Origin of the sequence: Pseudomonas sp. L7, assembly GCF_046605565.1 — a bacterium.
Classification (GTDB): Bacteria; Pseudomonadota; Gammaproteobacteria; order Pseudomonadales; family Pseudomonadaceae; genus Aquipseudomonas; species Aquipseudomonas wayambapalatensis.
The window spans coordinates 2,260,431-2,282,604 of record NZ_CP176784.1; the positions used below are offsets into that span (position 1 = coordinate 2,260,431).

9 protein-coding genes are annotated in these 22,174 nt (G+C 67.9%); 1 reads left to right on the forward strand and 8 read right to left on the reverse strand.

Features of this window, described 5'->3' with window-relative positions; translation table 11 throughout:
* Nucleotides 1-19: 19 nt before the first annotated feature.
* From ACK3BK_RS10430 to ACK3BK_RS10465, 8 genes are read right to left on the reverse strand one after another with little or no spacing between them, the layout of a single operon-like run.
* Nucleotides 20-922, reverse strand: coding sequence for a metal ABC transporter substrate-binding protein (locus ACK3BK_RS10430; RefSeq protein WP_411384242.1), 903 nt, complete (start codon nucleotides 920-922; stop codon nucleotides 20-22).
* The gene (locus ACK3BK_RS10435) at nucleotides 919-1,818 is read right to left on the reverse strand and encodes a metal ABC transporter permease (RefSeq protein ID WP_186711106.1); all 900 of its coding nucleotides are present in this window, start codon (nucleotides 1,816-1,818) and stop codon (nucleotides 919-921) included. Before ACK3BK_RS10435 ends, ACK3BK_RS10430 begins: the two co-directional genes overlap by 4 nt.
* Entirely contained in the window at nucleotides 1,818-2,564 is a 747-nt protein-coding gene (locus ACK3BK_RS10440) for a metal ABC transporter ATP-binding protein (protein WP_186669673.1), read from the reverse strand. Before ACK3BK_RS10440 ends, ACK3BK_RS10435 begins: the two co-directional genes overlap by 1 nt.
* Entirely contained in the window at nucleotides 2,561-3,463 is a 903-nt protein-coding gene (locus tag ACK3BK_RS10445) for a metal ABC transporter substrate-binding protein (RefSeq protein ID WP_186722121.1), read from the reverse strand. Before ACK3BK_RS10445 ends, ACK3BK_RS10440 begins: the two co-directional genes overlap by 4 nt.
* Before the next feature lie 16 nt (nucleotides 3,464-3,479).
* On the reverse strand, nucleotides 3,480-4,049 hold the full coding sequence (locus ACK3BK_RS10450) for a DUF6162 family protein (RefSeq protein ID WP_288376319.1): 570 nt from the start codon (nucleotides 4,047-4,049) through the stop codon (nucleotides 3,480-3,482).
* On the reverse strand, nucleotides 4,046-4,366 hold the full coding sequence (locus tag ACK3BK_RS10455) for a hypothetical protein (protein ID WP_186669670.1): 321 nt from the start codon (nucleotides 4,364-4,366) through the stop codon (nucleotides 4,046-4,048). The genes ACK3BK_RS10450 and ACK3BK_RS10455 overlap by 4 nt, the downstream gene beginning before the upstream one ends.
* The gene (locus tag ACK3BK_RS10460) at nucleotides 4,366-4,902 is read right to left on the reverse strand and encodes a thiamine pyrophosphate-binding protein (RefSeq protein ID WP_411384243.1); all 537 of its coding nucleotides are present in this window, start codon (nucleotides 4,900-4,902) and stop codon (nucleotides 4,366-4,368) included. Before ACK3BK_RS10460 ends, ACK3BK_RS10455 begins: the two co-directional genes overlap by 1 nt.
* Entirely contained in the window at nucleotides 4,899-6,095 is a 1,197-nt protein-coding gene (locus ACK3BK_RS10465; RefSeq protein WP_411384244.1) for a PepSY-associated TM helix domain-containing protein, read from the reverse strand. The genes ACK3BK_RS10460 and ACK3BK_RS10465 overlap by 4 nt, the downstream gene beginning before the upstream one ends.
* Before the next feature lie 595 nt (nucleotides 6,096-6,690).
* Between ACK3BK_RS10465 and ACK3BK_RS10470 the strand changes: the two genes are divergently transcribed.
* On the forward strand, nucleotides 6,691-22,173 hold the full coding sequence (locus ACK3BK_RS10470) for a non-ribosomal peptide synthetase (RefSeq protein ID WP_411384245.1): 15,483 nt from the start codon (nucleotides 6,691-6,693) through the stop codon (nucleotides 22,171-22,173).
* Nucleotide 22,174: the final 1 nt, after the last annotated feature.

Sequence of the window (22,174 nt, forward strand, 5' to 3'; positions counted from 1 at the left end):
TGCCGAAACAGGCGTTTCGTCATCCTTTGACCAATACGGCCACCACAGCGTCGACAGTGTTCCTGAGCCCCGCCACCGTATCCTCCGGATCGCTGTCGACCACCACCAACCTGGCGCCTGCCGCCTCGATCACCTTGAGCACCTGCGGCTCAGGCTGACGATGGTGCAGCACCAACGCCACATCCTGCGTCTTGAGGGTCTCTCCCAGCGCCTTCAGCGCCGCTTCGTCCCACTTGCCATCTGCCGGCAGTGCCTGTGACACCACATCCAGGTTCAACCCGCTGACCAGATAGCCCAGACGTTCCGACAGGCTGACCACGCTGAGGTTATCGGCCTCGGCCAGGCGCGTCTGGCTGCTGGACGTCAGCTCCAGCATCTGTCGCTTGAGCCCGGCGAGGTTGGCCTGGATCTTGTCCTTGTCAGCGGGGGACAGGCGCTCCAGGTCATTGGCCACCACATCGGCCATGCGCCCGAGGTTGATCGGGTTCAACCAGGGATAGCTGGCGAATGCATTGTCGCCATCCACCGCGATGCCGGGCAGGGCGCCATCGACCGGGCGCGCGGCATCGATTTCGACGATGCGGATGTTGCTGCGCCGCGCCATGGGATAGAGCGGGTCGTCATGCCAGATCGAGCGCACGCCGATCACTGCCGTGGCCTGCTGCGCATCCTTCTGCAGGCTCGCACCGCCACGCCCCTCGAAGTACGACGGCTGGCGGCTGGCTGGAAGGTTGGCCGGTGCTGCGCGCTTGAGCTGCACCGAGGTGCCGTCGAGCAACGCGACAGCGAGGCTGTGGGTCACCGGCAGGGTGGTCAGCACTTGCGTGGCTGCGGCGCTGCTGGCGGGCTGTGCGGCCAGCACCAGGGTGGGCGCGCCGGTCAGGACCAGGGCCAGGGTGAGGCGTTTGAGCGTGAGGTTCATGCCGGGTTTCCTTGCAGGCGTGGGACGAGGGCGCGGGCGAGGGCCGCGAGGGCGAAGCACATACCGGCTACCAGGATGATTGCAGCGCCGGAGGGCACGGGCAGGTCGAAGACGATCGGCAGCAGGATGCCGAGCAGGGTGCTGAGGGTGGCGATCAGCACCGAGGCGAAGAAGAAGCCCTTGAGCGACTGGCTGACCAGGCGCGCGGCGGCAGCGGGGATCACCAGTAGCGCACCGACCAGGATGGCGCCGATCACCTTCACCGAGGCCACGGTCACCAGGGTCACCAGCACCACGAACAGGTAGTCGAGGGTCTTCACCGCCACGCCGCGCACGGCCGCCAGTTGCGGGTTGAAGCTGGCGAGGATGATGCGGTTGTACAGCGGCAGGGCCAAGGCCAGCACCAGCACGGCAACGATGCCGAGCACCAGCAGGTCGTGAGGGCTGACGGTAAGTACCGAGCCGAACAGCACGTTCTCGAGGATGTGCACGTTGATCTTGCCGGCCAGCATCAGCAGCAGGCTGGCACCCAGGGCCAACGAGACGGAGAGGAACACGCCGATCAGGGTGTCCGGCGAAAGGCCTGTGCGGTTGCGCAGGAAATTCAGCAGGATGCCGAACAGCAGGCAGTAGCCGAACAAGCTGCCGTAGGGCCCGGTATAGGGCTCGCCAAGCAGGATACCGATGGCCACGCCCGTGAGTGCGGCGTGGCCGACGGCCTCGGAGAAGAACGCAAAGCGCTTGACCACGACCAGGGTGCCGAGCCCGCCCAGCACCGGGCCGATCATCAGGCCGGCGATCAGGGCGTTGATCACGAACCCATAGGCCAGGGCCTCGGGCAGGTAGCCAGCGGTGGCCCATTGCTGGACCAGTTGGCGGAAAGCTTCATAACTCATCAGGCAAGGCTCTCGCTGCGCGGGTGGACGGAGAACAGCCCGAGCAGGCGCTCCGGGGTCAGGGCCTGTGCGGGCGGGGCGTCGAACAGCAGCTTGCGGCTCAGTCCCGTGACGCGGTCGGCCAGGCGCAGTACCGCTTCAAGGTCGTGCTCGATCCACAGCACCGTGGTGCCGGCCTGGCGCCAGCCGTGCAGCAGTTGCTCGAACACCTGGATACCGGCTTCATCCAGCGCCGACATGGGTTCGTCCAGCACCAGCAGTTGCGGCTCGGGGATCAGCCCCTGGGCCAGCAGCACGCGCTGGCGCTCGCCACCGGACAACGCGCCCATGCGCCGCTTGCGCTTGTCGAGCATGCCGACCTTGGCCAGGGCGGCGTCGATGTCGGGTCGCACACGGCGCGACAGGCCGAGGAACGCCGGGCGCTGCTGGCACATGGCGGCCATGAAGTCGTCGACGGTCATCGGCAGGCCACGGTCGAACTCCAGCGCCTGCGGCACATAGCCGATCACCTCGCGCTCGGTGGGCCAGTGCAGGGTCAACTGGCCCTGGTGCGGCATCTGCCCGAGCAGGGTCTTGATCAGCGAGCTCTTGCCGCCACCGTTGGGGCCGACGATGGCATGCACGCTGCCGGCGGCAACGCTGAAGCTCACCTGCTCGAGGATGCGCGTGCGCCCAAGGGTGAGGTCGATGCCGGCGAAGTCGATGCGCGGGCCTTGGGCGCTGACCAGGTTGGCCGCGGCGGTCATGCGCGGTTCTCCTGGATGGCCTTGACCACGGTCTCGAGGTTGCGCTTCATCTCCACCTCGTACTTGTCGGCGGTGTATTCGCCGTAGGAGATGTGGGTCAGCGGATAGATCTTCACCCCGGACTCGCGCTCGATGGTCTCGACGTAGGCGGACGGGAAGTCCATCTCCGAGAAGATCACCTTCACATCCAGGGCCTTGAGCTGGTCGATGGTTTTCTTCAACTGCGCCGGGCTCGGCTCGATGCCATGGGCCGGCTCGACCACTGCAGTGACCTCCAGCCCGAAGTCGCGCACCAGGTAGTCGTAGGCGGCGTGGATGGTCGCCACGCGAAACTCCGCGCCCGGTGCCTCGGTGACCTTGGCCAGGGCTTCGGCGCGCAGCGCGCGCAGGCGCTTGGCATAGGCGCGGGCGTTCTGGGTGTAGAACTTGGCGTTGTCCGGGTCGAGCTTGCCCAGCTCGCGGGCAATGTTGTTGACCTGGGCGATGCTGGCGCTGATCGACAGGAAGGTGTGCGGGTTGACCACCTTGCCGGCGCCGCGCGCGGCGATGCCGGTGGCGGCCAGCAGCGGGACGTTCTGGTTGGACTCGATGGTCTTGATGGCGGGCTTTTCGCTGGCGGCGATCATGCGATCGGCGAAGTCGTCGTGGCCGATGCCGTTGAGCACGATCACGTCCAGGGTGCCGATGCGCTTGATGTCTTCGGCGCGCGGCTCGTAGGCATGCGGGTTGAAGCCTGCCGGAATCAGCGGCACCACTTCGGCCTTGTCGCCGACGATATTGCTCACGTAGCTGTAGTAGGGGTGCAGGGTGATGCCGATGCGCAGCGGTTTGCCGCTGTCGGCCAGGGCCAATGCCGGGAGCAGGCAGGCCAGGAGAAAGGCGAGGGCGGAGCGGAGCATGGCGCGGTCCTTGGGTTCAGTGACGGTGTTCGCGGGTGACCCCGGCGTCGTAGTGGCTGACGATTTCCTGCCAGCCGGCGGCGATCAGCGCGGCCTGGCCAAGATCGTCAGGGGCCCGGGTGCTGTGGTCGCGGCGCAGCCACACCTGGGCCGGTGCGGTGTCGGCCTGCGGCAGGATCAACAGGAAGCTGCCGGCAACGTCGGCGTCCTGGCTCGAGCCCAGGTAGGCGCCACTGGCCAGCCACTGCCACTGATGGCGGCCACGGCTGGCGCTGCTGGTGTCGTCGACGAAGGGCGGCAGTGCATCATCGGCCAGCGCCTGTACTGCGGGCGCCTGGCCGTTTTCCTGGCGCAGGGCGAGGATTTCCTCGGTGGCCACGTGCAGGTCGGTGTAGACGCCCTGTTCGGCGGCGTTGAGGTCGCGGCGAGCGTCGATCTGGTGGCTGGCGATGGGCTGTTCGTCGACCCGTTCACCACGCAGCCCGACCACGGTCGCGGCGAGGGCGGCGATCAGCACGGCGGCCAGCAGCACATAGAGGGTTTCGTGCCCGGCGCCGGCTGGGCGGATGACTTGGGCGCGGCTCATGGCGAGCCTATATCGGCATGGTCGACTTCCACCACGTGGCCGGGGCCGGCGTCGAACAGCACGTAGAACTCGCCGTCGGGGCGCTTGAAGGTGAGGGTCGAGTCGTCGCCAAGCTTGCCGCCGACCAGCACTTGCTCGTCGTAGCCGATCACATCCAGCGTCACGCCCGGCGCGCCGCTACCGTCGGAGAAGCCGCCGGTGCACTTGATCTGATCGCCCGCCACCGGTACGCAGTCGCACATCGGGTTGTGCGCCAATGCCGGCAGGGCGGTGAAGGTCAGCAGGGGCAGGGCAAGCCTGCGCAACAGGTGTTTCATCATTTGCCTCCTTGTTTCTCGAGCCAGGCGACAGTGGCCGGCGATGCCTTGGCCAGCGGTACGGATGCCTGGTGCATGCTGCCGTCCCAGCCTTCGATGGTGATCCAGATCTCGGCGTCTGGGCGGGTGCGGGGCGGGATCGGCAGCGAGGTGCTCATGCGGTAGGGCGAGCCGAAGAAGATCGAGCCGGCGGCGCGCAGGTTGCGCGGCTTGCCGATGCGCAGGTAGATGGCCTTGGCGCCTTCGGTGCAGGTTTGGCAGAGCGCGGCGTTGAACACCTTGAAGTGCCCGGCCGGGCCGTCCGCACGTGGCGCTTCGTCGCGCAGCTCGGCCAGGTCCAGGCGCCAGCGGTCGACCTGGATGTCCTTGACCACGTTGGCGCCCAGGCCGCTGTCACCGCGGAACAAGCTGGCATCGGCGAAGTACTTGGGCATGAAGCCCAGCGGGATGAGGATCAGCAGGATGTTGAAGTGGAAGCGCCATTTCAACCACCACTGCTTCAGGCTGCTGGGCGGCAGGGTCTGGGTCTGGCTCATGGCTGGGCTTCCACGGGGGTGTCTTCATGCCTGCGCGAGCGGGCAGGGCGCTCGCTGCGCTTGAGCGCCGCGGCGGTGGCCTGGGCGGTGCGCTTGGTCCAGATCAGCAGGCCACTGAGCACCATCAGGGTGAGCACCAGGCCGAAGAAGAACCAGATCAGCTTGATCGGCAGGCCACCGAAGTCACCGGTGTGCAGCGGGCGCATGGATTCGGTGACGAACTCCAGGGTCGAGCGGTCGCCGAGCAGGAACTGGCTGTCGACGTTGCGGGTGTACGGGTTGACCTCGGCGGTCTGGAACATCAGCGGATACCAGCCTCGTCCGCCCATGCTGATATGGCTGTAGGCGGTGGCCGGCAGGGTGATGAAACTGATGTCCAAGCCCGGGATGGCCTCCTGGGCGATGCGGGCGGCCTCGTCCAGGTCGATGCGCGGCACCGGATTGCCGTCCGGGCTCTGTGGCACTTGTTCGCGGGCGATGACCGGCACGATCGGCTCGGTGGAAATGGTGACGTGGTTGTCGCCGAGAATGGCCTGGATCAGGAACCAGGTGCCGGTGATCGAAATCACCGCGATGAACCAGATCGACCACACCCCGGCCAGGCGGTGCAGGTCTCCCCAGAAGATCCGCGAGCCATGCTGGGTGCGCACGGGTTTGAAGAACCCGCGCCAGAATTTCTTGTACACCACAAGCCCTGTGACCAGCGAGGCGAGCATTGGCAGGCCGAGCAACGACACCAGGTACCAGCCCCAGCTATAGCCGTTGGTGAACGGCACCAGCCACCAGCCGTGCAGGGCGCGGGTAAAGGCCTGGAAGTTGAAGTCGGGGGTCTTGCCCTGGATGGCGCCGGTATAGGGGTTGACGTAGAGCGTCGGCGACGTGCCGTCGGGATAGGTGACTGCGGCCTCGAGGGCGAAGTGCGAGCCGTCCGGCTGGCTGATGAAGCGCACCGCCATGTCCGGTTCGGCCTTGTTCAGCGCACTCAAGACCTGCTGGAAGCTCAGCCGCTCGGCGTTGTCGTCCGGTTGGCTGGCACGCACGTCGGGGTTCGCCAGCCAGACGATCTCCTGGCTGACCACCGCGAGCATGCCGGTGAAACAGACGATCAGGACAAAGAACCAGATCGGCAGGGCAAGCCAGCTGTGGACCAGGAACCACAGCTTGGACTTGGATTTTTTAGTTTGTCGGGCCATCAGTCGTTCTTCTGAGGAAAATTGCGGTCGAGTTTCATCTCAACCTTGAAGGCTGCATCTAATAGGACGAATGAGAATCAGAAACCTGAAGCCTCAAATGAAAGCAAATGTTTCAAAAAAGCTCCGCTCCCGCTCCCGCTCCCGCTCCCGCTCTTGCTCTTGCTCTTGCTTCTAAGCCCGCGATAGCCCAGGCGCCGCCCATCGCGACCTCAGGAGGCCGAGCAGAGGCGTCTGGAGGGCCCTGGCGCGCAGCGCCCTTCGGCGTCCCGCCGAAGTCGCGAGATGTAGACTTGCGCAGCAATTCGGAGTCCGCGAAGGCCCGGAAGGCGCCGGCGCGAGGGAACCCCGGAGCGCAGCGCAGGGGCCGTATGTGGGAGCAGGCGGTTTTTGCCTACTTTTTTCCAAGAAAAAAAGTAGGTCGCCGTAAAGGCGAAAAGGTGAATCCGCGTCGCCACCCAAATCGGATATTCACCCGCCACGAGCCCCCCCCACCGCCCCCCAAACCCCCACCAAAACCTAACTTTTTGCAAGATGTATCCGTTTCGTAGGGATAGCCGGGCCCCGCCCGATACCCCACCCGTACGGAAGCAATCTGATGAATGCCGAGAAGTCCCTGCAACTGGCCCGCCGTTTCATTGAACTGCCGCTGGAAAAGCGCCGCGTGTTCCTCGAGACCCTGGCCAAGGAGGGCATCGACTTTTCCCAGTTCCCCATCCCGGCCAGTGTCGAGGCCCCAGACCGCCAGGCGCTGTCCTATGCCCAGCAACGCATGTGGGTGCTCTGGCAAATGGACCCCCAGAGCGGCGCCTACAACCTGCCAGGCGCCGTACGCCTGCTAGGCCAGCTGAACGAAGCCGCCCTGGAGCAGGCCTTCGCCACCGTACTGGCCCGTCACCAAAGCCTGACCACCGTCTTCGAACCCCAGGCCGATGATCGCCTGGAGCAGGTCCACCGCCCGCTCGCGCACGTGAACATCGAGCGCGTCGACCTGCGCAACCTCGCCGCCGACCAGCGTGAGGCACAGGTCCGTGCCGACGCCGAGGCCGAGTCGCTGCGCCCGTTCGACCTGGCGCAAGGCCCACTGCTGCGGGTGCGCCTGCTGCACCTCGATGCGCAGGAGCACGTGCTGCTGCTGACCCTGCACCACATCGTTTCCGACGGCTGGTCGATGAATGTGCTGATCGATGAGTTCAGCCGCGCCTATGACGCCTTTGCCGCCGGCCAGGCACCGCAGCTGCCAGCACTGCCCATCCAGTACGTCGACTACGCCCTGTGGCAGCGCCGCTGGCTCGAAGCGGGCGAGATGGAGCGCCAGTTGCAGTACTGGCAGGCCCAGCTGGGCCAGGAGCAGCCGGTGCTGGAGCTGCCGCTGGACCACGCGCGCCCGGCCACCCCCAGCTTCAGCGGCAGCCGTCAGTCATTCCCGCTCGACGCGGCACTGACCGAGCAGGTGCGCGGTTTTGCCCGCCAGCACAACCTGTCGCTGTTCATGGTCCTGCTCGCCAGCTTCGGCATGCTCCTGCAACGCTACACCGGCCAAAGCGACCTGCGCATCGGCAGCCCGGTGGCCAACCGCAACCGCGCCGAGGTCGAGGGGCTGATCGGGCTGTTCGTCAACACCCAGGTGCTGCGCCTGCAGCCACAAGCGCAACAGGACGTGCTGGGTTATCTGCAAGCGGTACGTCAGACCGTGCTGGGCGCCCAGGCGCACCAGGACCTGCCGTTCGAGCGCCTGGTCGAGGCGCTCAAGGTCGAGCGCAGCCTCAGCCACGCACCGCTGTTCCAGGTGATGTACAACCACCAGCCGCAGGTCGCCGACCTGACCACCGTCACCCTGGCGTCCGGCCTGCAACTGGCGCCGCTGCAATGGCGCAGCCGCACCACCCAGTTCGACCTCAGCCTCGACACCTACGAGCAAGGTGGCGTGCTGCACGCAGCCTTCACCTATGCCAGCGACCTGTTCGACGGCGCCACCATCGAGCGCATGGCCCGGCACTGGCAGGCCCTGCTGCAGGGCTTGGTCGATCAGCCGCAGCACGCGCTGTGGCAGGTGCCGATGCTCGATGACGCCAGCCTTGCCACCGTGCTCCAGGACTGGAACGCTACGGCCCGTGACTACCCGCTCGAACGCCCGGTGCACCAGCTGTTCGAAGACCAGGCACGCCGCGCGCCGCAGGCCCCGGCCCTGGTGTTTGGCGAGCATGCGCTCAGCTACGCCCAGCTCGACGCCCGCGCCAACCAGTTGGCCCACTACCTGCGCGCCCAGGGCGCCCGGGGCGACAGCCTGGTCGGCATCAGCGTGCAGCGCAGCGTCGAAATGGTGGTGGGGCTGCTGGGCATCCTCAAGGCCGGTGCTGCCTATGTGCCGCTGGATCCGGAGTACCCCGCAGAACGCCTGGCCTACATGATCGAGGACAGCGGCATCGACCTGCTGCTGACCCAGCAGGCACTGCTCGACAGCCTGCCGCTGCCCCAGGGTGTGCAGTGCGTGGCGCTCGACCAGTTGCTGCTCGACGAGCAACCCACCAGCGCCCCGTTGGTGGATATCGACCCCGAGCAACTGGCCTACGTCATCTACACCTCCGGCTCCACCGGGCGGCCGAAGGGCGCCGGCAACAGCCACCGGGCCCTGGCCAACCGCCTGCACTGGATGCAGGAGGCCTACGCCATCGGCGCCGACGACACCGTGCTGCAGAAGACCCCCTTCAGTTTCGACGTGTCGGTGTGGGAGTTCTTCTGGCCGCTGATGACTGGCGCGCGCCTGGCGGTGGCCGCGCCGGGTGAACATCGCGATCCGGCACGCTTGATCGAGACCATCCGCCGCTTCCAGGTCAGCACCCTGCATTTCGTGCCGTCGATGCTCCAGGCGTTCATCCACGAGCCGGGTGTCGAAGCGTGCAGTAGCCTGCGGCGTATCGTCTGCAGCGGTGAGGCCCTGCCGGTGGATGCCCAGTTGCAGGTGTTCGCCCGCCTGCCGGGCGCAGCCCTGTACAACCTGTATGGCCCGACCGAGGCGGCCATCGACGTCACCCATTGGACCTGCCGCGACGAAGGCCGGGACAGCGTGCCGATCGGCCTGCCGATCGCCAACCTGCGCACCTACGTGCTCGACGCCGGCCTCGAGCCGGTTGCCCCCGGTGTTTCCGGCGAGCTCTACCTGGGCGGTGTCGGCTTGGCCCGGGGCTACCATCGCCGCCCGAGCCTGACCGCCGAGCGCTTCGTCGCCGATCCTTTCGTTTCTGGCCAGCGCCTGTATCGCACCGGCGACCGTGTGCGCCAGCGCCACGATGGCGTGATCGAATACCTCGGCCGCTTCGACCATCAGGTGAAGATTCGCGGCCTGCGCATCGAGCTGGGCGAGATCGAGGCGCGCCTGGCCCAGCATGAGTGGGTACGTGAGGCTGTGGTGCTGGCGCTGGACGGCAAGCAGTTGGTGGCCTACCTGGTACTCAACGAGCAGCCCGATGGCTGGCAGCAGGGGCTCAAGGACTGGTTGTTGCAGGCGCTGCCCGAGTTCATGGTGCCCACCCACCTGATGCCGCTCGACAGCCTGCCGCTGACCCCCAACGGCAAGCTCGACCGCAAGGCGCTGCCACAGCCCGATGCGGCGCCACGCGGCGCCTATGTCGCCGCGCAAACGCCGGTGCAGCAGATCCTTGCGCAGGTCTGGAGCGAGGTGCTCGGGGTCGAACAGGTCGGCCTGGACGACAACTTCTTCGAACTGGGCGGCGACTCGATCATCGCCATCCAGGTGGTCAGCCGCGCCCGACGCCAAGGCTTGCAGTTCAGCCCGCGTGACCTGTTCCAGTTCCAGACCCTGCGCGGCCTGGCTGGCGCTGCCGGGCGTGCGACGCAGGTGCAGGCCGAGCAGGGTGCGGTGCAGGGCCCGGCGCTGCTGACCCCTATCCAGCGCGCCTTCTTCGAGCAGGCGATGCCTGCACGGGCGCACTGGAACCAGTCGCTGCTGCTGACGCCGCGCCAGACCCTGGACGCTGGTCGCCTGCAGCAGGCGCTGGTGCGCCTGGTCGAGCAACATGATGCTCTGCGCCTGCGCTTCCAGCTGCACGACGGCCACTGGCAGGCCGAGCACGGTGCGCTGCCCGCCGGGCTGCTGCGCGAAGAGACAGCCGCCGATGCCGAGGCGCTGGCGGCGCTCTGCGACACCACCCAGCGCAGCCTCGACCTGGCCGACGGGCCGCTGCTGCGCGCGGTACTGGTGCAAATGGCCGATGGCAGCCAGCGCGTGCTGCTGGTGATCCACCACCTGGTGGTCGACGGCGTGTCCTGGCGCGTGCTGCTCGAAGACTTGCAGCACGCCTACACGCAACAGCCGCTGCCCGCCAAGACCAGCGCCTGGCAGGCCTGGGCCGCGCGCCTGCCTGCCCTGGCTGCGCAACAGACCGGCGAGCTGGACTACTGGCGCGCCCAGCGTGTCGACCACGAGCTGCCGTGCGACATGCCCCAGGGCGCCGCGCTCAACCGCCACGGCCGCACCCTGGAAACGCGCCTGGACGCCGAGCTGACCCGTCAGTTGCTGCACCTTGCCCCGGCCGCCTACCGCACACAGATCAACGACCTGCTGCTGACGGCGCTGGCCCGGGTGGTCGCGCGCTGGAGCGCGCAGCAAGCGGTGCTGGTGCAACTTGAAGGGCACGGTCGCGAAGAGGTGTTCGAGGATGTCGATCTGTCGCGCACCGTGGGCTGGTTCACCACACTGTTCCCCGTGCGCCTGAGCGTCAGCGACGATGTGGGCGCCTCGATCAAGGCGGTCAAGGAACAGTTGCGCGCGGTGCCGGGCAAGGGGCTGGGCTACGGCCTGCTGCGCTACCTGGGCGATGAGGCCCAGCGCCAGGCGCTCGACCAGGCCACGCCTGCGCGTATCACCTTCAACTATCTGGGGCAGTTCGACCAGCAGTTCGATGCCCAGGCACTCTGGGCGCCCGCCACCGAGCGCAGCGGCCAGGCCCAGGACCCCGAGGCCCCCTTGGCCAACTGGCTGACCCTGGAAAGCCAGGTCTATGCCGGCGAGCTGTCGCTGCGCTGGGGCTACAGCGGCCAGATGTACCATGACGCCACTGTCGAAGGCCTGGCCCAGGCCTACAACGACGAGCTGGCACAACTGATCGCCCACTGCCTGCAAACCCCGGCCGGCCAGGCGACGCCGTCCGACTTCCCGCTCGCACGCATCGACCAGGCGCAGCTCGACGCGCTGCCGGTCGCTGCCAGCGCTATCGAAGCGCTCTATCCGCTGTCGCCGATGCAGCAGGGCATGTTCTTCCACGCCCAGTACGAGCCCGAGGCCGGTGCCTACATCAACCAGCTGCGCCTGGATATCCAGGGGCTGGAACCCGCGCGTTTGCGTGAGGCCTGGAGCGAGGCAATGGCGCGCCACGAGATCCTGCGTGCCAGCGTGCATTGGGAGGGCTTGAGCGAGGCGCATCTGTTGGTGCAGCGCCATCTCGACTTGCCGCTGCAGGTACTGGAGGGCGTGCACGACCTCGATGCCCTGGCCGCCGCCGAACGCCTTCGCGGCTTCGATCTGCGCCAGGCGCCGCTGTTCCGCCTGCAACTGGTGGCACTGCAGGGCGGTGGCTGGCACCTGATCTACACCAGCCATCACATCCTCATGGATGGCTGGAGCAATGCCAGCCTGCTGGCCCAGGTGATCCAGACCTACGCCCGGCAGCCGGTGGCTGCCGCCAGTGGGCGTTTCAGCGACTACCTGGGCTGGTTGCAGCGCCAGCCTGTCGATGCTGGCGAGCGTTTCTGGAAGGCCGCGCTGGCGCCGTTGCAGGGACCGACCTTGCTGGCCTCGGCGTTGCGGCGGGCGCAAGGGCAGGGCAGTGGCGAGCACCTGCATGTGTTCGACGGCGCCTTCGCCGAGCGCCTGGGCCAGTTCGCCCGCCAGCGCAAAGTGACCCTCAACACCCTGTTCCAGGCGGCCTGGGGCCTGGTACTGCAGCGACACACCGGCCAGGCCTGCGTGGCGTTCGGCGCGACCGTCAGCGGGCGCTCGGCGCCGTTGCCGGGGATCGAAGAGCAACTGGGGCTGTTCATCAACACCCTTCCGGTCCTGTGCAGCGCAGCACCTGGCCAGTCGGTCGGCGAGGCCCTGGAAACCCTGCAGGCGTTCAACCTCGACCTGCGCGAGTTCGAGCACGTGCCGCTGTATAAGGTCCAGGGTTGGGCCGGCCAGCAGGGCGGTGTGCTGTTCGACACCTTGATGGTGTTCGAGAACTTCCCGGTGGCCGAGGCCCTGCGTGATGGCGCGCCAGCCGGGTTGCAGGTGGGCGCGCTGCGCAATCACGAGCGCACCCATTATCCGTTGACCCTCGGCATCGAGCTGGGTGCGCGATTGAGCGTGGAGTTCGCCTACGACCTGGCGCACTTCGATGCGGCGCAGGTCGAGCAGTTGTGCGCCGCTTTCTGCCAGGCGCTCGAGCAGATGCTCGAGCAGCCCTCGGCCGCGCTGGGCAGCCTGCGGCTGCTGGATGACACCACGCAGCAGGCGGTGTTGGCGCACAGCCAGGGCGAAGCGATCGACCTGTCGGCCACGCCGCTGGTGCACCAGCGCATCGCCGCCCAGGCCGCGCGCAACCCCGACGCCCTGGCCGTGTTGTGCGAGGGCCGCTCGCTCAGCCATGGCCAACTCAACCGCCAGGCCAATCGCCTGGCGCACCTGCTCATCGCCCAGGGCATGGGCCCGGGCAAACGTATCGGCCTGGCCCTGCGCCGCAGCCCGCAACTGATCGTCAGCCTGCTGGCGGTGCTCAAGAGTGGCGCAGCCTATGTGCCGCTTGACCCGGCCTACCCGGATGAGCGCCTGCGCTACATGATCGAAGACAGCCAGCTCGACTTGCTGCTGTGCGACGACGGCCTGTTGCAGGGCCTGAGCCTGCCACCCGAGGTGCCGCGCCTGGTGACCGGCGAGCTGGTGCTGGACGTGCAGCCCGAGCATGACCCGCTCGTGCAGCCTCACGCTCAGGACCTGGCGTACGTGATCTACACCTCCGGCTCCACCGGCCGGCCCAAGGGTGTCGCCATCAGCCATGCCGCCCTGCGCGAGTTCTGCCAGAGCGGTGCGCAGTATTCGCACCTGAGCGCCAACGACCGCGTGCTGCAGTTCGCCACGTTCAGCTTCGACGGCTTCGTCGAGCAGTGCTATCCGCCGCTGGCCTTGGGGGCGGCGCTGGTGATGCGGGGCGAGTCGCTGTGGGATGTGCAGCAGTTGGCCGAGCACATCGTGCAGCACGAGGTCACCTTGGCCGACCTGCCAGCGGCCTACTGGTACCTGCTGGCCAAAGAGTGCGCCGCGCAGCCGGGCCGTGGCCTGGGTGCACTGCGCCAGGTGCACGTCGGCGGCGAGGCGATGTCGGTGGAAGGGCTGCGCCTGTGGCACGCCGCGGGCTTGGGCGAGGTCGCGCTGATCAACACCTACGGCCCGACCGAGGCCACCGTGGTCTCGAGCGTGCATGCCTGCCGCCTGGGCGATGCCAGCGACAGCCACGGCGTGCCGATTGGCCGGGCCATTGCTGGCCGTGCCCTCTATGTGCTCGACGGCGCTGGCGAGCTGTTGCCGGCGGGCGCGGTCGGTGAGTTGTGCATCGCCGCCCCGGCCTGTCTGGCCCAGCAGTATTACCAGCGTCCGGGCCTTACGGCCGAACGCTTCCTGCCCGACCCGTTCGCCCGCGAGCCGGGCGCACGGCTTTATCGCAGTGGCGACCTGGCCTGCTACAACGCCGAAGGGGCGCTGGAGTACGTTGGGCGCATCGATCACCAGGTGAAGATTCGCGGCATGCGCATCGAAATGGGTGAGATCGAAGCCTGCCTGCAGGCCCAGCCGGGAGTGCGCGCCGCCGCGCTGATCGCCCAACCGACCGGCCAGGGTGCGCAGTTGGTGGCCTTCGTCGTGCCGGTTGCCAGCGAGGCAGTGCAGGGCGATGCGCGCACGGCCTTCGTCGCCGCGCTGCGCGACGCGTTGCGCCAGTCGCTGCCGGAGTTCATGATGCCGGCGCACCTCGTCGTGCTGGACCAGTTGCCGCTGAACAACAACGGCAAGCTTGACCGCGCAGCCTTGCCTCTGCCCGAGGCGGACGCCACCCGCGCGGCCTACATCGCCCCGCGCAATGCCTTGCAGGCGGCGCTGGCGGACATCTGGGCCCAGGTGCTGGACGTGCCGCAGATCGGCCTGGCCGATCACTTCTTCGAGCGTGGCGGGCATTCGCTGCTGGCCATGCAGGTGGTGGTGCGCATCCGCCAGCAGTTGCAGCGCGAGGTGCCGGTGCGGGTGCTGTTCCAGGCGCCGGTGCTTGAGGCGTTCGCCGAGGCCTGCCAGGCCCAGGCCGCTGAGGCGGGGCCTGCGTTGGTCAGTGTGGGCCATGACCAACCGCTGGCGTTGTCCTACGCCCAGGAGCGCCAGTGGTTCCTGTGGCAACTGGAGCCGCACAGTGCGTCCTATCACATTCCGGCAGCGCTGCGTCTGCGCGGCGCGCTGGATTGCGACGCCCTGGCGCGCAGCGTGCAGGACCTGGTGGATCGCCATGCCTCGCTGCGCACCGCGTTCGTCGAAGAGGACGGCGAGGTCCGCCAGGTCATCGCCCCGGCGCTGACCTTCGCGATCGACTACCAGACCATGGAGGGGCAGGCCGACGAGGCGGCCATCCGCCGCGAAGTGCAGCGCGAGATTCGCCGCCCGTTCGACCTGTTCCAGGCGCCGTTGCTGCGGGTTCGCGTGCTGGAGCTGGGCGAACAGGACCATGTGTTGGTGATGACCCAGCACCACATCGTCTCCGACGGCTGGTCGATGCAACTGCTGGTCGAACAGTGGCGGGCGCGCTACCTCGCCCATTGCCGTGGCGAGGCCGCGGCACTCGAGCCCCTGGCCTTGCAGTACGCCGACTTCGCCCAGTGGCAACGCCAATGGCTGGAGGCGGGCGAGGGCGCCCGGCAACTGGCCTACTGGCGTGAACAACTGGGCGACGAGCAGCCCGTGCTGGAACTGCCGTTCGACCGCCCGCGACCTGCCGAGCAGAGCCAGCGCGGTGCGCGCCTGGACCTGAGCCTGGCCGAGCCGCTGGTGGCAGCGCTGCGCGAGCAGGCCAGCGCCCAGGGTGTGACCCTGTTCGTCTACCTGTTGGCCTCGTTCCAGGCCTTGCTGCACCGCTACAGCGGCCAGTCCGATATCCGCGTCGGCGTACCGGTGGCCAACCGCACCCGGGCCGAGACCGAGTTGATGGTCGGCTTCTTCGTCAACACCCAGGTGCTGCGCGCCCAGGTCGATGGCGCGGCCGGTTTCGATCAACTGCTGCAACAGGTACGCCAGGCCGTACTTGGCGCCCAGGCCCACCAGGACCTGCCGTTCGAGCAACTGGTCGACGCCCTGCAGCCCCAGCGCAGCCTGAGCTACAGCCCGCTGTTCCAGGTCATGCACAACCACCAGGTGACGCCTGCCACCGCAACCTCCCTGCAAGGCCTGGCGCTCGAGCCGCTGAGCTGGGACAGCGGCACCGCGCAGTTTGACCTGAGCCTGGACACCACTGAGGTCGAGGCGCGCATCGAAGTGTCGCTGACCTACGCCACCGACCTGTTCGACCACGCCACCATCAAGCGTCTGGCCGACCATTGGCAGCACCTGCTGCAGGCCGTGGTACACGACCCGCTGTGCCCAGTGGCGCGCTTGCCGCTGCTGGCCGCCGACGAACAGCAGCGCATGCTTCAGACCTGGAACTCGGCAGCGCTGCCGCCTGCGACCCACGCCAGCTTGCACGGTCTGATCCAGGCCCGCGCCGCGCAGGCCCCCGAGGCCCTGGCGCTGATCTGCGGTGAGCGCGAGCTGAGCTATCACGAGCTCGACACGCAGGCCAACCGCCTGGCCCATCGCCTGCGTGCCCTGGGTGTCGGCCCGGAAGTGCGGGTCGGCGTGGCCTTGCCGCGCAGGGCCGAGCTGGTGGTAGCCCTGCTGGCGGTGCTCAAGGCCGGTGGCGCCTATGTGCCGCTGGACCTGGCCTACCCGCGCGAGCGCCTGGCGCACATGCTCGGCGATAGCCAGGCGCACCTGCTGCTGACTCAGGCCGATCAGGCCGCACAGTTGGCGTCGGTGATCAGCGAGGGCCAGTCGCTGCTGTTGCTCGACGACGACCCGCAGCTGGCGCTGCAACCCATCCATGCGCCGGTCCAGCATGACGATGCCGAGCACCTGGCGTACGTGATCTACACCTCTGGCTCCACCGGCCTGCCCAAGGGCGTGGCGATCACCCATGGCAATGCCGTGGCGCTGGTGCGCTGGGCTCAGGGGCTGTACAGCCAGGACGATCTGCAAGGCGTGCTGGCGAGCACCTCGATCTGCTTCGACCTGTCGGTCTGGGAGCTGTTCGTGACCTTGGCCGGCGGCGGCCATTTCATTCTCGCCGACAACGCCCTGGCGCTGCCGGAACTGCCTGCGCGCGAGCGCGTGACCCTTATCAACACCGTGCCGTCGGCGATCGCCGCGCTGCTGCAGGCCGGGGCGATTCCGCCCAGTGTGCGCACCATCAACCTGGCGGGCGAGCCGCTGAAGCAGTCGCTGGTCGATGCGCTGTATGCGCTGCCGGGCGTCGAACGCGTACACGACCTCTACGGGCCGTCCGAAGACACCACCTATTCGACCTGCGTGCTGCGCCAGGCCAACGGCCGGGCCAGCATTGGCCGGCCGCTGCCGGGCACCTGCGCCTATGTGCTGGATGGCCACCTGCAGCCGCAGCCGGTGGGGGTGGCGGGCGAGCTGTACCTGGCCGGCGAGGGCCTGGCGCGCGGTTACCTGCGCCGGCCTGGGCTGAGTGCCGAACGCTTCGTCGCCGACCCGTTCACCGGTGAAGGCGGGCGCATGTACCGCACCGGCGACCTGGTGCGTTACCGCGAAGACGCGTCGATCGAATACCTGGGGCGTATCGACCATCAGGTCAAGGTGCGTGGTTTCCGTATCGAGCTGGGTGAGATCGAGGCACGCCTGCTGGCGCACCCCGAGGTGCGTGAGGTGGCGGTGGTTGCCCGTCAGGGCGAACTGGGGACGCAATTGGTCGGCTATGTCGCTGCTGCGGCATTGCACGATGATGCGGAGCCGCTCAAGGCCTGGCTCAAGCAGACCCTGCCGGACTACATGGTGCCGACCCACTGGCTGTTCCTCGAACGCCTGCCGCTGACCCCCAACGGCAAGCTCGACCGCAAGGCACTGCCAGCGCCGCAGGCCAGTGCTCCGGCACGCCAGGTGGCACCGCGCAGCCTGCTGGAAAAACGCCTGGTGGCGATTTGGGAGGAAGTCTTGAAGGTTTCGCCGATTGGTGTGACCGACAACTTCTTCGAGCTGGGCGGCGACTCGATCATCTCGATCCAAGTGGTCAGCCGGGCGCGTCAGGCGGGCATTCGCTTCACGCCCAAGGCGCTGTTCCAGCACCAGACCGTTCAAGGGCTGGCGACCGTGGCCCAGGAAGGCGAGGGTGCGCAACTTATCGAGCAGGGTCCGCTCAGTGGCGAGATGCCGTTGCTGCCGATCCAGCAAGCGTTCTTCGACACCGATATCCCCGAGCGTCACCACTGGAACCAGTCGGTGCTGCTCAAGCCGACCCAGCCGCTGCACGCGGGTTATCTGGAGCAGGCGTTGCAGGCGCTGGTCGCGCACCACGATGCACTGCGCCTGAGCTTCACTGAAGGCGAGGCCGGCTGGCAGGCGCAGTATCGCCCGCTCGGCGAGCAACCGACCGAGCTGCTGTGGCAGCGCAGCCTGAACGCTGCCGACGAACTGGAAGCCCTGGCCGAATCGGCCCAGCGCAGCCTGTCGCTGGGCGATGGCCCGCTGCTGCGCGCCGTGCTGGCCGACCTGCCAGACGGCAGCCAGCGCCTGCTGCTGGTGATCCATCACCTGGCGGTGGACGGGGTGTCGTGGCGCATCCTGTTCGAAGACCTGCAACTGGCCTTCGAGCAACTGAGCAGCGGCAAGCCTCTGGCCCTGCCGGGCAAGACCAGCTCGCAGCGCGACTGGGCCGAGCAATTGCGTCGTTACGCCACCGAGCACAGCTCTGAGCTGGGCTACTGGCAGCAACGCCTGCAGGGTGCCGCCGAGTTGCCGTGCGCCGCACCAACGGCGGTGCTGGACAACGCCCATGCGGCGATGGTCCATACGCGCCTGGACAAAACCACGACCCAGCGCCTGTTGCAGGAAGCGCCCGCCGCCTATCGCACCCAGGTCAACGACCTGCTGCTGACCGCCCTGGCCCGTACCCTGTGCCGCTGGAGCGGGCAGGGCAGCGTGCTGGTGGAGCTCGAAGGCCATGGCCGCGAAGAGCTCGCCGAGCACCTCGACCTGACCCGCACCGTGGGCTGGTTCACCAGCGTGTTCCCGGTGTGCCTGACCCCGGCCGAAGCGCTGGGCGACTCGCTCAAGCAGATCAAGGAGCAGTTGCGTGGGGTGCCCAACAAAGGGCTGGGCTTCGGCGCCTTGCGCCGCTTCGCTGACGCCTCGACCCGTGAAGCGCTGCAGGCCTTGCCGGTGGCACGGGTGACCTTCAACTACCTGGGCCAGTTCGATGGCAGCTTCCAGGCCGACGACGGCGCGCTGTTCAGCCCGAGCGGCGAGGCCAGCGGTGCCGAGCAGAGCGCGCAGGCGCCGCTGGCCAACTGGCTGGGCATCAACGGCCAGGTGTACGACGGCGAACTGGACCTGAGCTGGACCTACAGCACGCAGATGTTCGACCACGCCACCCTGCAGGCCCTGGCCAGCGATTTCGCCGAGCAGTTGCAGGCTCTGGTCGAGCATTGCTGTCAGCCCGGACAAGCAGGCGTGACGCCCTCGGACTTCCCGCTCTACCCGCTGGCCCAGGCGCAACTGGATGCGCTGCCGGTCGCCGCGCGGCAGATCGAAGACATCGTGCCGTTGTCGCCGATGCAGCAGGGCATGCTCTTCCACAGCCTGTACCAGCACGACGCCAGCGACTACGTGAACCAGATGCGGGTGGACATCGACGGCCTGGACCCGGCGCGTTTCCGCGAGGCCTGGCAGCAGGCGCTGGACGCCCACGACAGCCTGCGCAGCGTGTTCCTCTGGCAGGGCGATGTGGAGCGTCCGCTGCAGCTTGTGCACAAGCAGGTCGAGGTGCCGTTCCGCGTGCTTGATGTGCGCGGCGACCAGGACCTGCCCGCCGCCCTCGACCGCCTTGCGGCCGAGGAACAGGCCCAGGGCTTCGACCTGGCCCGTGCGCCGCTGCTGCGCCTGGTGCTGGTGCGTACGGCTGATGACCGTCATCACCTGATCTACACCCACCACCACATCCTGCTCGACGGCTGGAGCAATTCGCAGCTGCTGGGCGAGGTGCTGCAGCGCTACGCCGCGCGCCGCGAGGTCGGCCATGTTGGCCGCTACCGCGATTACCTGGCCTGGCTGCAGGCCCAGGATGCCGGGTTGAGCGAGCGTTTCTGGACCGAGCAACTGAGTGTGCTCGAGGCCCCGACCCGGCTGGCCCAGGCCTTCGTGCGCAGCGAGCCTGTGGCGCAAGCGCCGTTTGGCGACCACTACCAACAGTTCGATGCCGCGTTCACCCAGCGCCTGGGCGAGTTGGCGCGCCGTCACAAGGTGACCGTCAACACCCTGCTGCAGGGCGCCTGGCTGATCCTCCTGCAGCGCTACACCGGTCAGCAGGCGCTGTGCTTCGGCGCCACCGTCTCGGGGCGTCCGGCGGAGATCGTCGGTATCGAACGCCAGGTCGGGCTGTTCATCAACACCCTGCCGGTGGTGGCGCAGGTGCGTGCCGAGCAGGCGCTGGGCGAGTGGCTCGGTGAGCTGCAGCAGCACAACCTGGCCCTGCGCGAGCACGAGCACACCGCGCTGTACGATATCCAGCGCTGGGCCGGGCAGGGCGGCGAGGCGCTGTTCGACACCCTGGTGGTGTTCGAGAACTACCCGGTGGCCGAGGCCCTGCGCCAGGCCGAGGTGCCCGCCCTGGGCTTCGGCGCCATCGACAGCCACGAGCGCACCAACTACCCGCTGACCCTGGCCATCGCCCTGGAGCAGACCCTGCAGGTGCACTACAGCTACCTGCGCGAAGCGTTCGACGATGCGCGCATCGTGCAGATCGCCGGGCACCTGCGCCAGGTCCTCGAGCAACTGCTCGAGGCGGCGCCGGGCCAGGCCATCGGTGCGCTGGAGCTGATCACCGGGCAGGAGCGTGCGCAACTGGTGGAGCAGTGGAACCACGTCGATGCACGCTTCGATTCGCCACGTGCAGTGCACCAGCTGTTCGAGGCCCAGGCGCAGCGCACGCCGGACGCGGTGGCGGTGTTGTTCGGCGAGCAGCAACTGAGTTATGCCGAGCTCGACCAGCAGGCCAACCGCCTGGCACACGGGTTGATCGAGGCAGGGCTGGGCGCCGAGGCGCTGGTGGGTGTGGCGCTGGAGCGTGGCCCGCAGATGCTGGTCGCGTTGCTGGCGGTGCTCAAGGCTGGCGCAGCCTATGTGCCGCTCGACCCGGAGTACCCCGAAGAGCGCCTGGCCTACCTCATGCAGGACTCGCGCATGGTGCTGTTGCTCACCCATTCGCAGTTGCTGGCGCGCCTGCCCGCGGCGCAAGCCGTGGCGACCTTGTGCATCGACCAGTTGGCCAGCGCCGCACTGCCGAGCAGCGCGCCGCAGCGCCCGGTGCACGCCGAGGGCCTGGCCTACGTGATCTACACCTCCGGCTCCACCGGCCAGCCCAAGGGCGTCGCCGTGGCCCATGGCCCGCTGGCCATGCACTGCCTGGCGATCGGTGAGCGCTACGCCATGAGCGCGCGTGACTGCGAGCTGCACTTCATGTCGTTCGCCTTCGACGGTGCCCATGAACGCTGGCTGACCTGCCTGTTGCACGGCGGCCGCCTGCTGATTCGCGACCCGCAGCTGTGGACCGCCGAGCAGGCCTGTGCGGCCATGCACCGGCATGGCGTCACCGTTGCCGCGTTCCCGCCGGTGTACCTGCAGCAGTTGGCCGAGCACGTTCGCGAGCACGGCAACCCACCGCCGGTGCGCATCTACTGCTTCGGTGGCGACGCGGTGCCGGAAGCCTCGTTCGAACTGGTCAAGGCCGTGCTTGCGCCTGAGCACATCATCAATGGCTATGGCCCGACCGAAACCGTGGTCACCCCGCTGATCTGGAAAGCCGACCGCGCCGAACGTTGCCAGGCGGCCTATGCGCCGATCGGCAGCCGCATCGGCAATCGCAGTGCCTATGTGCTCGACGACTCGGCGGCGTTGCTGCCCCAGGGTGTCGCGGGCGAGCTGTACCTCGGCGGCACGGGGGTGGCGCGCGGCTACCTGCACCGCGCCGCGCTCACCGCCGAGCGCTTCGTGCCGGACCCTTACGGTGTGCCGGGCGCGCGCCTGTACCGCAGTGGCGACCTGGTGCGCCAGCGCGCCGACGGTGTGGTCGACTACCTGGGACGGGTCGATCACCAGGTCAAGATCCGCGGCTTCCGCATCGAACTGGGTGAGATCGAGGCGCGCCTGCAGGCTCAGGACGGCGTGCGTGAAGCCGTGGTGCTGGCCCGCCCCGGCGTCGGTGGCCCGCAGCTGGTGGGCTACGTGCTGGCCAGCGCGCAGGGCCTGGCGCTCGGCGAGGCTAAATTGCGCGAGCAGCTCAACGTTCGTCTTAAGGAGACACTGCCGGGTTACATGGTCCCCACCTATCTGGTCTTCCTCGACGCACTGCCCCTGACACCCAACGGCAAGCTGGACCGCAAGGCCCTGCCGGCCCCGGATGCCAGCCTGATGCAACGCGACTACCGCGCGCCGCAAGGCGAGCTGGAACGCGCCATCGCCGATATCTGGGCTGCGGTGCTGAAGGTCGACCGCTTAGGGCGTGACGACAACTTCTTCGAACTGGGCGGGCATTCGCTGCTGGCGACACAAGCCACGGCAGCCGCACAGGCGCAACTGCAGGTACAGGTGCCACTGGAACTGATCTTCCAGGCCGACGACCTGCAGGGCTATGCGCAAGCGCTGGAAGGGTTGCGGGCCACCGATCTCGAGCAGGATCTGAGCGATATGCATGACTTCCTCACCGAGTTGGAGACGAACTGAG

Excerpts from the sequence above, each read along its gene's own strand:
- ACK3BK_RS10430 (WP_411384242.1), bottom strand. The coding sequence starts at position 922 with ATGAACCTCACGCTCAAACGCCTCACCCTGGCCCTGGTCCTGACCGGC.
- ACK3BK_RS10440 (WP_186669673.1), bottom strand. The coding sequence starts at position 2,564 with ATGACCGCCGCGGCCAACCTGGTCAGCGCCCAAGGCCCGCGCATCGAC.
- ACK3BK_RS10445 (WP_186722121.1), bottom strand. The coding sequence starts at position 3,463 with ATGCTCCGCTCCGCCCTCGCCTTTCTCCTGGCCTGCCTGCTCCCGGCA.
- ACK3BK_RS10460 (WP_411384243.1), bottom strand. The coding sequence starts at position 4,902 with ATGAGCCAGACCCAGACCCTGCCGCCCAGCAGCCTGAAGCAGTGGTGG.
- ACK3BK_RS10465 (WP_411384244.1), bottom strand. The coding sequence starts at position 6,095 with ATGGCCCGACAAACTAAAAAATCCAAGTCCAAGCTGTGGTTCCTGGTC.
- ACK3BK_RS10455 (WP_186669670.1), bottom strand. The coding sequence starts at position 4,366 with ATGAAACACCTGTTGCGCAGGCTTGCCCTGCCCCTGCTGACCTTCACC.
- ACK3BK_RS10435 (WP_186711106.1), bottom strand. The coding sequence starts at position 1,818 with ATGAGTTATGAAGCTTTCCGCCAACTGGTCCAGCAATGGGCCACCGCT.
- ACK3BK_RS10470 (WP_411384245.1), top strand. The coding sequence starts at position 6,691 with ATGAATGCCGAGAAGTCCCTGCAACTGGCCCGCCGTTTCATTGAACTG.
- ACK3BK_RS10450 (WP_288376319.1), bottom strand. The coding sequence starts at position 4,049 with ATGAGCCGCGCCCAAGTCATCCGCCCAGCCGGCGCCGGGCACGAAACC.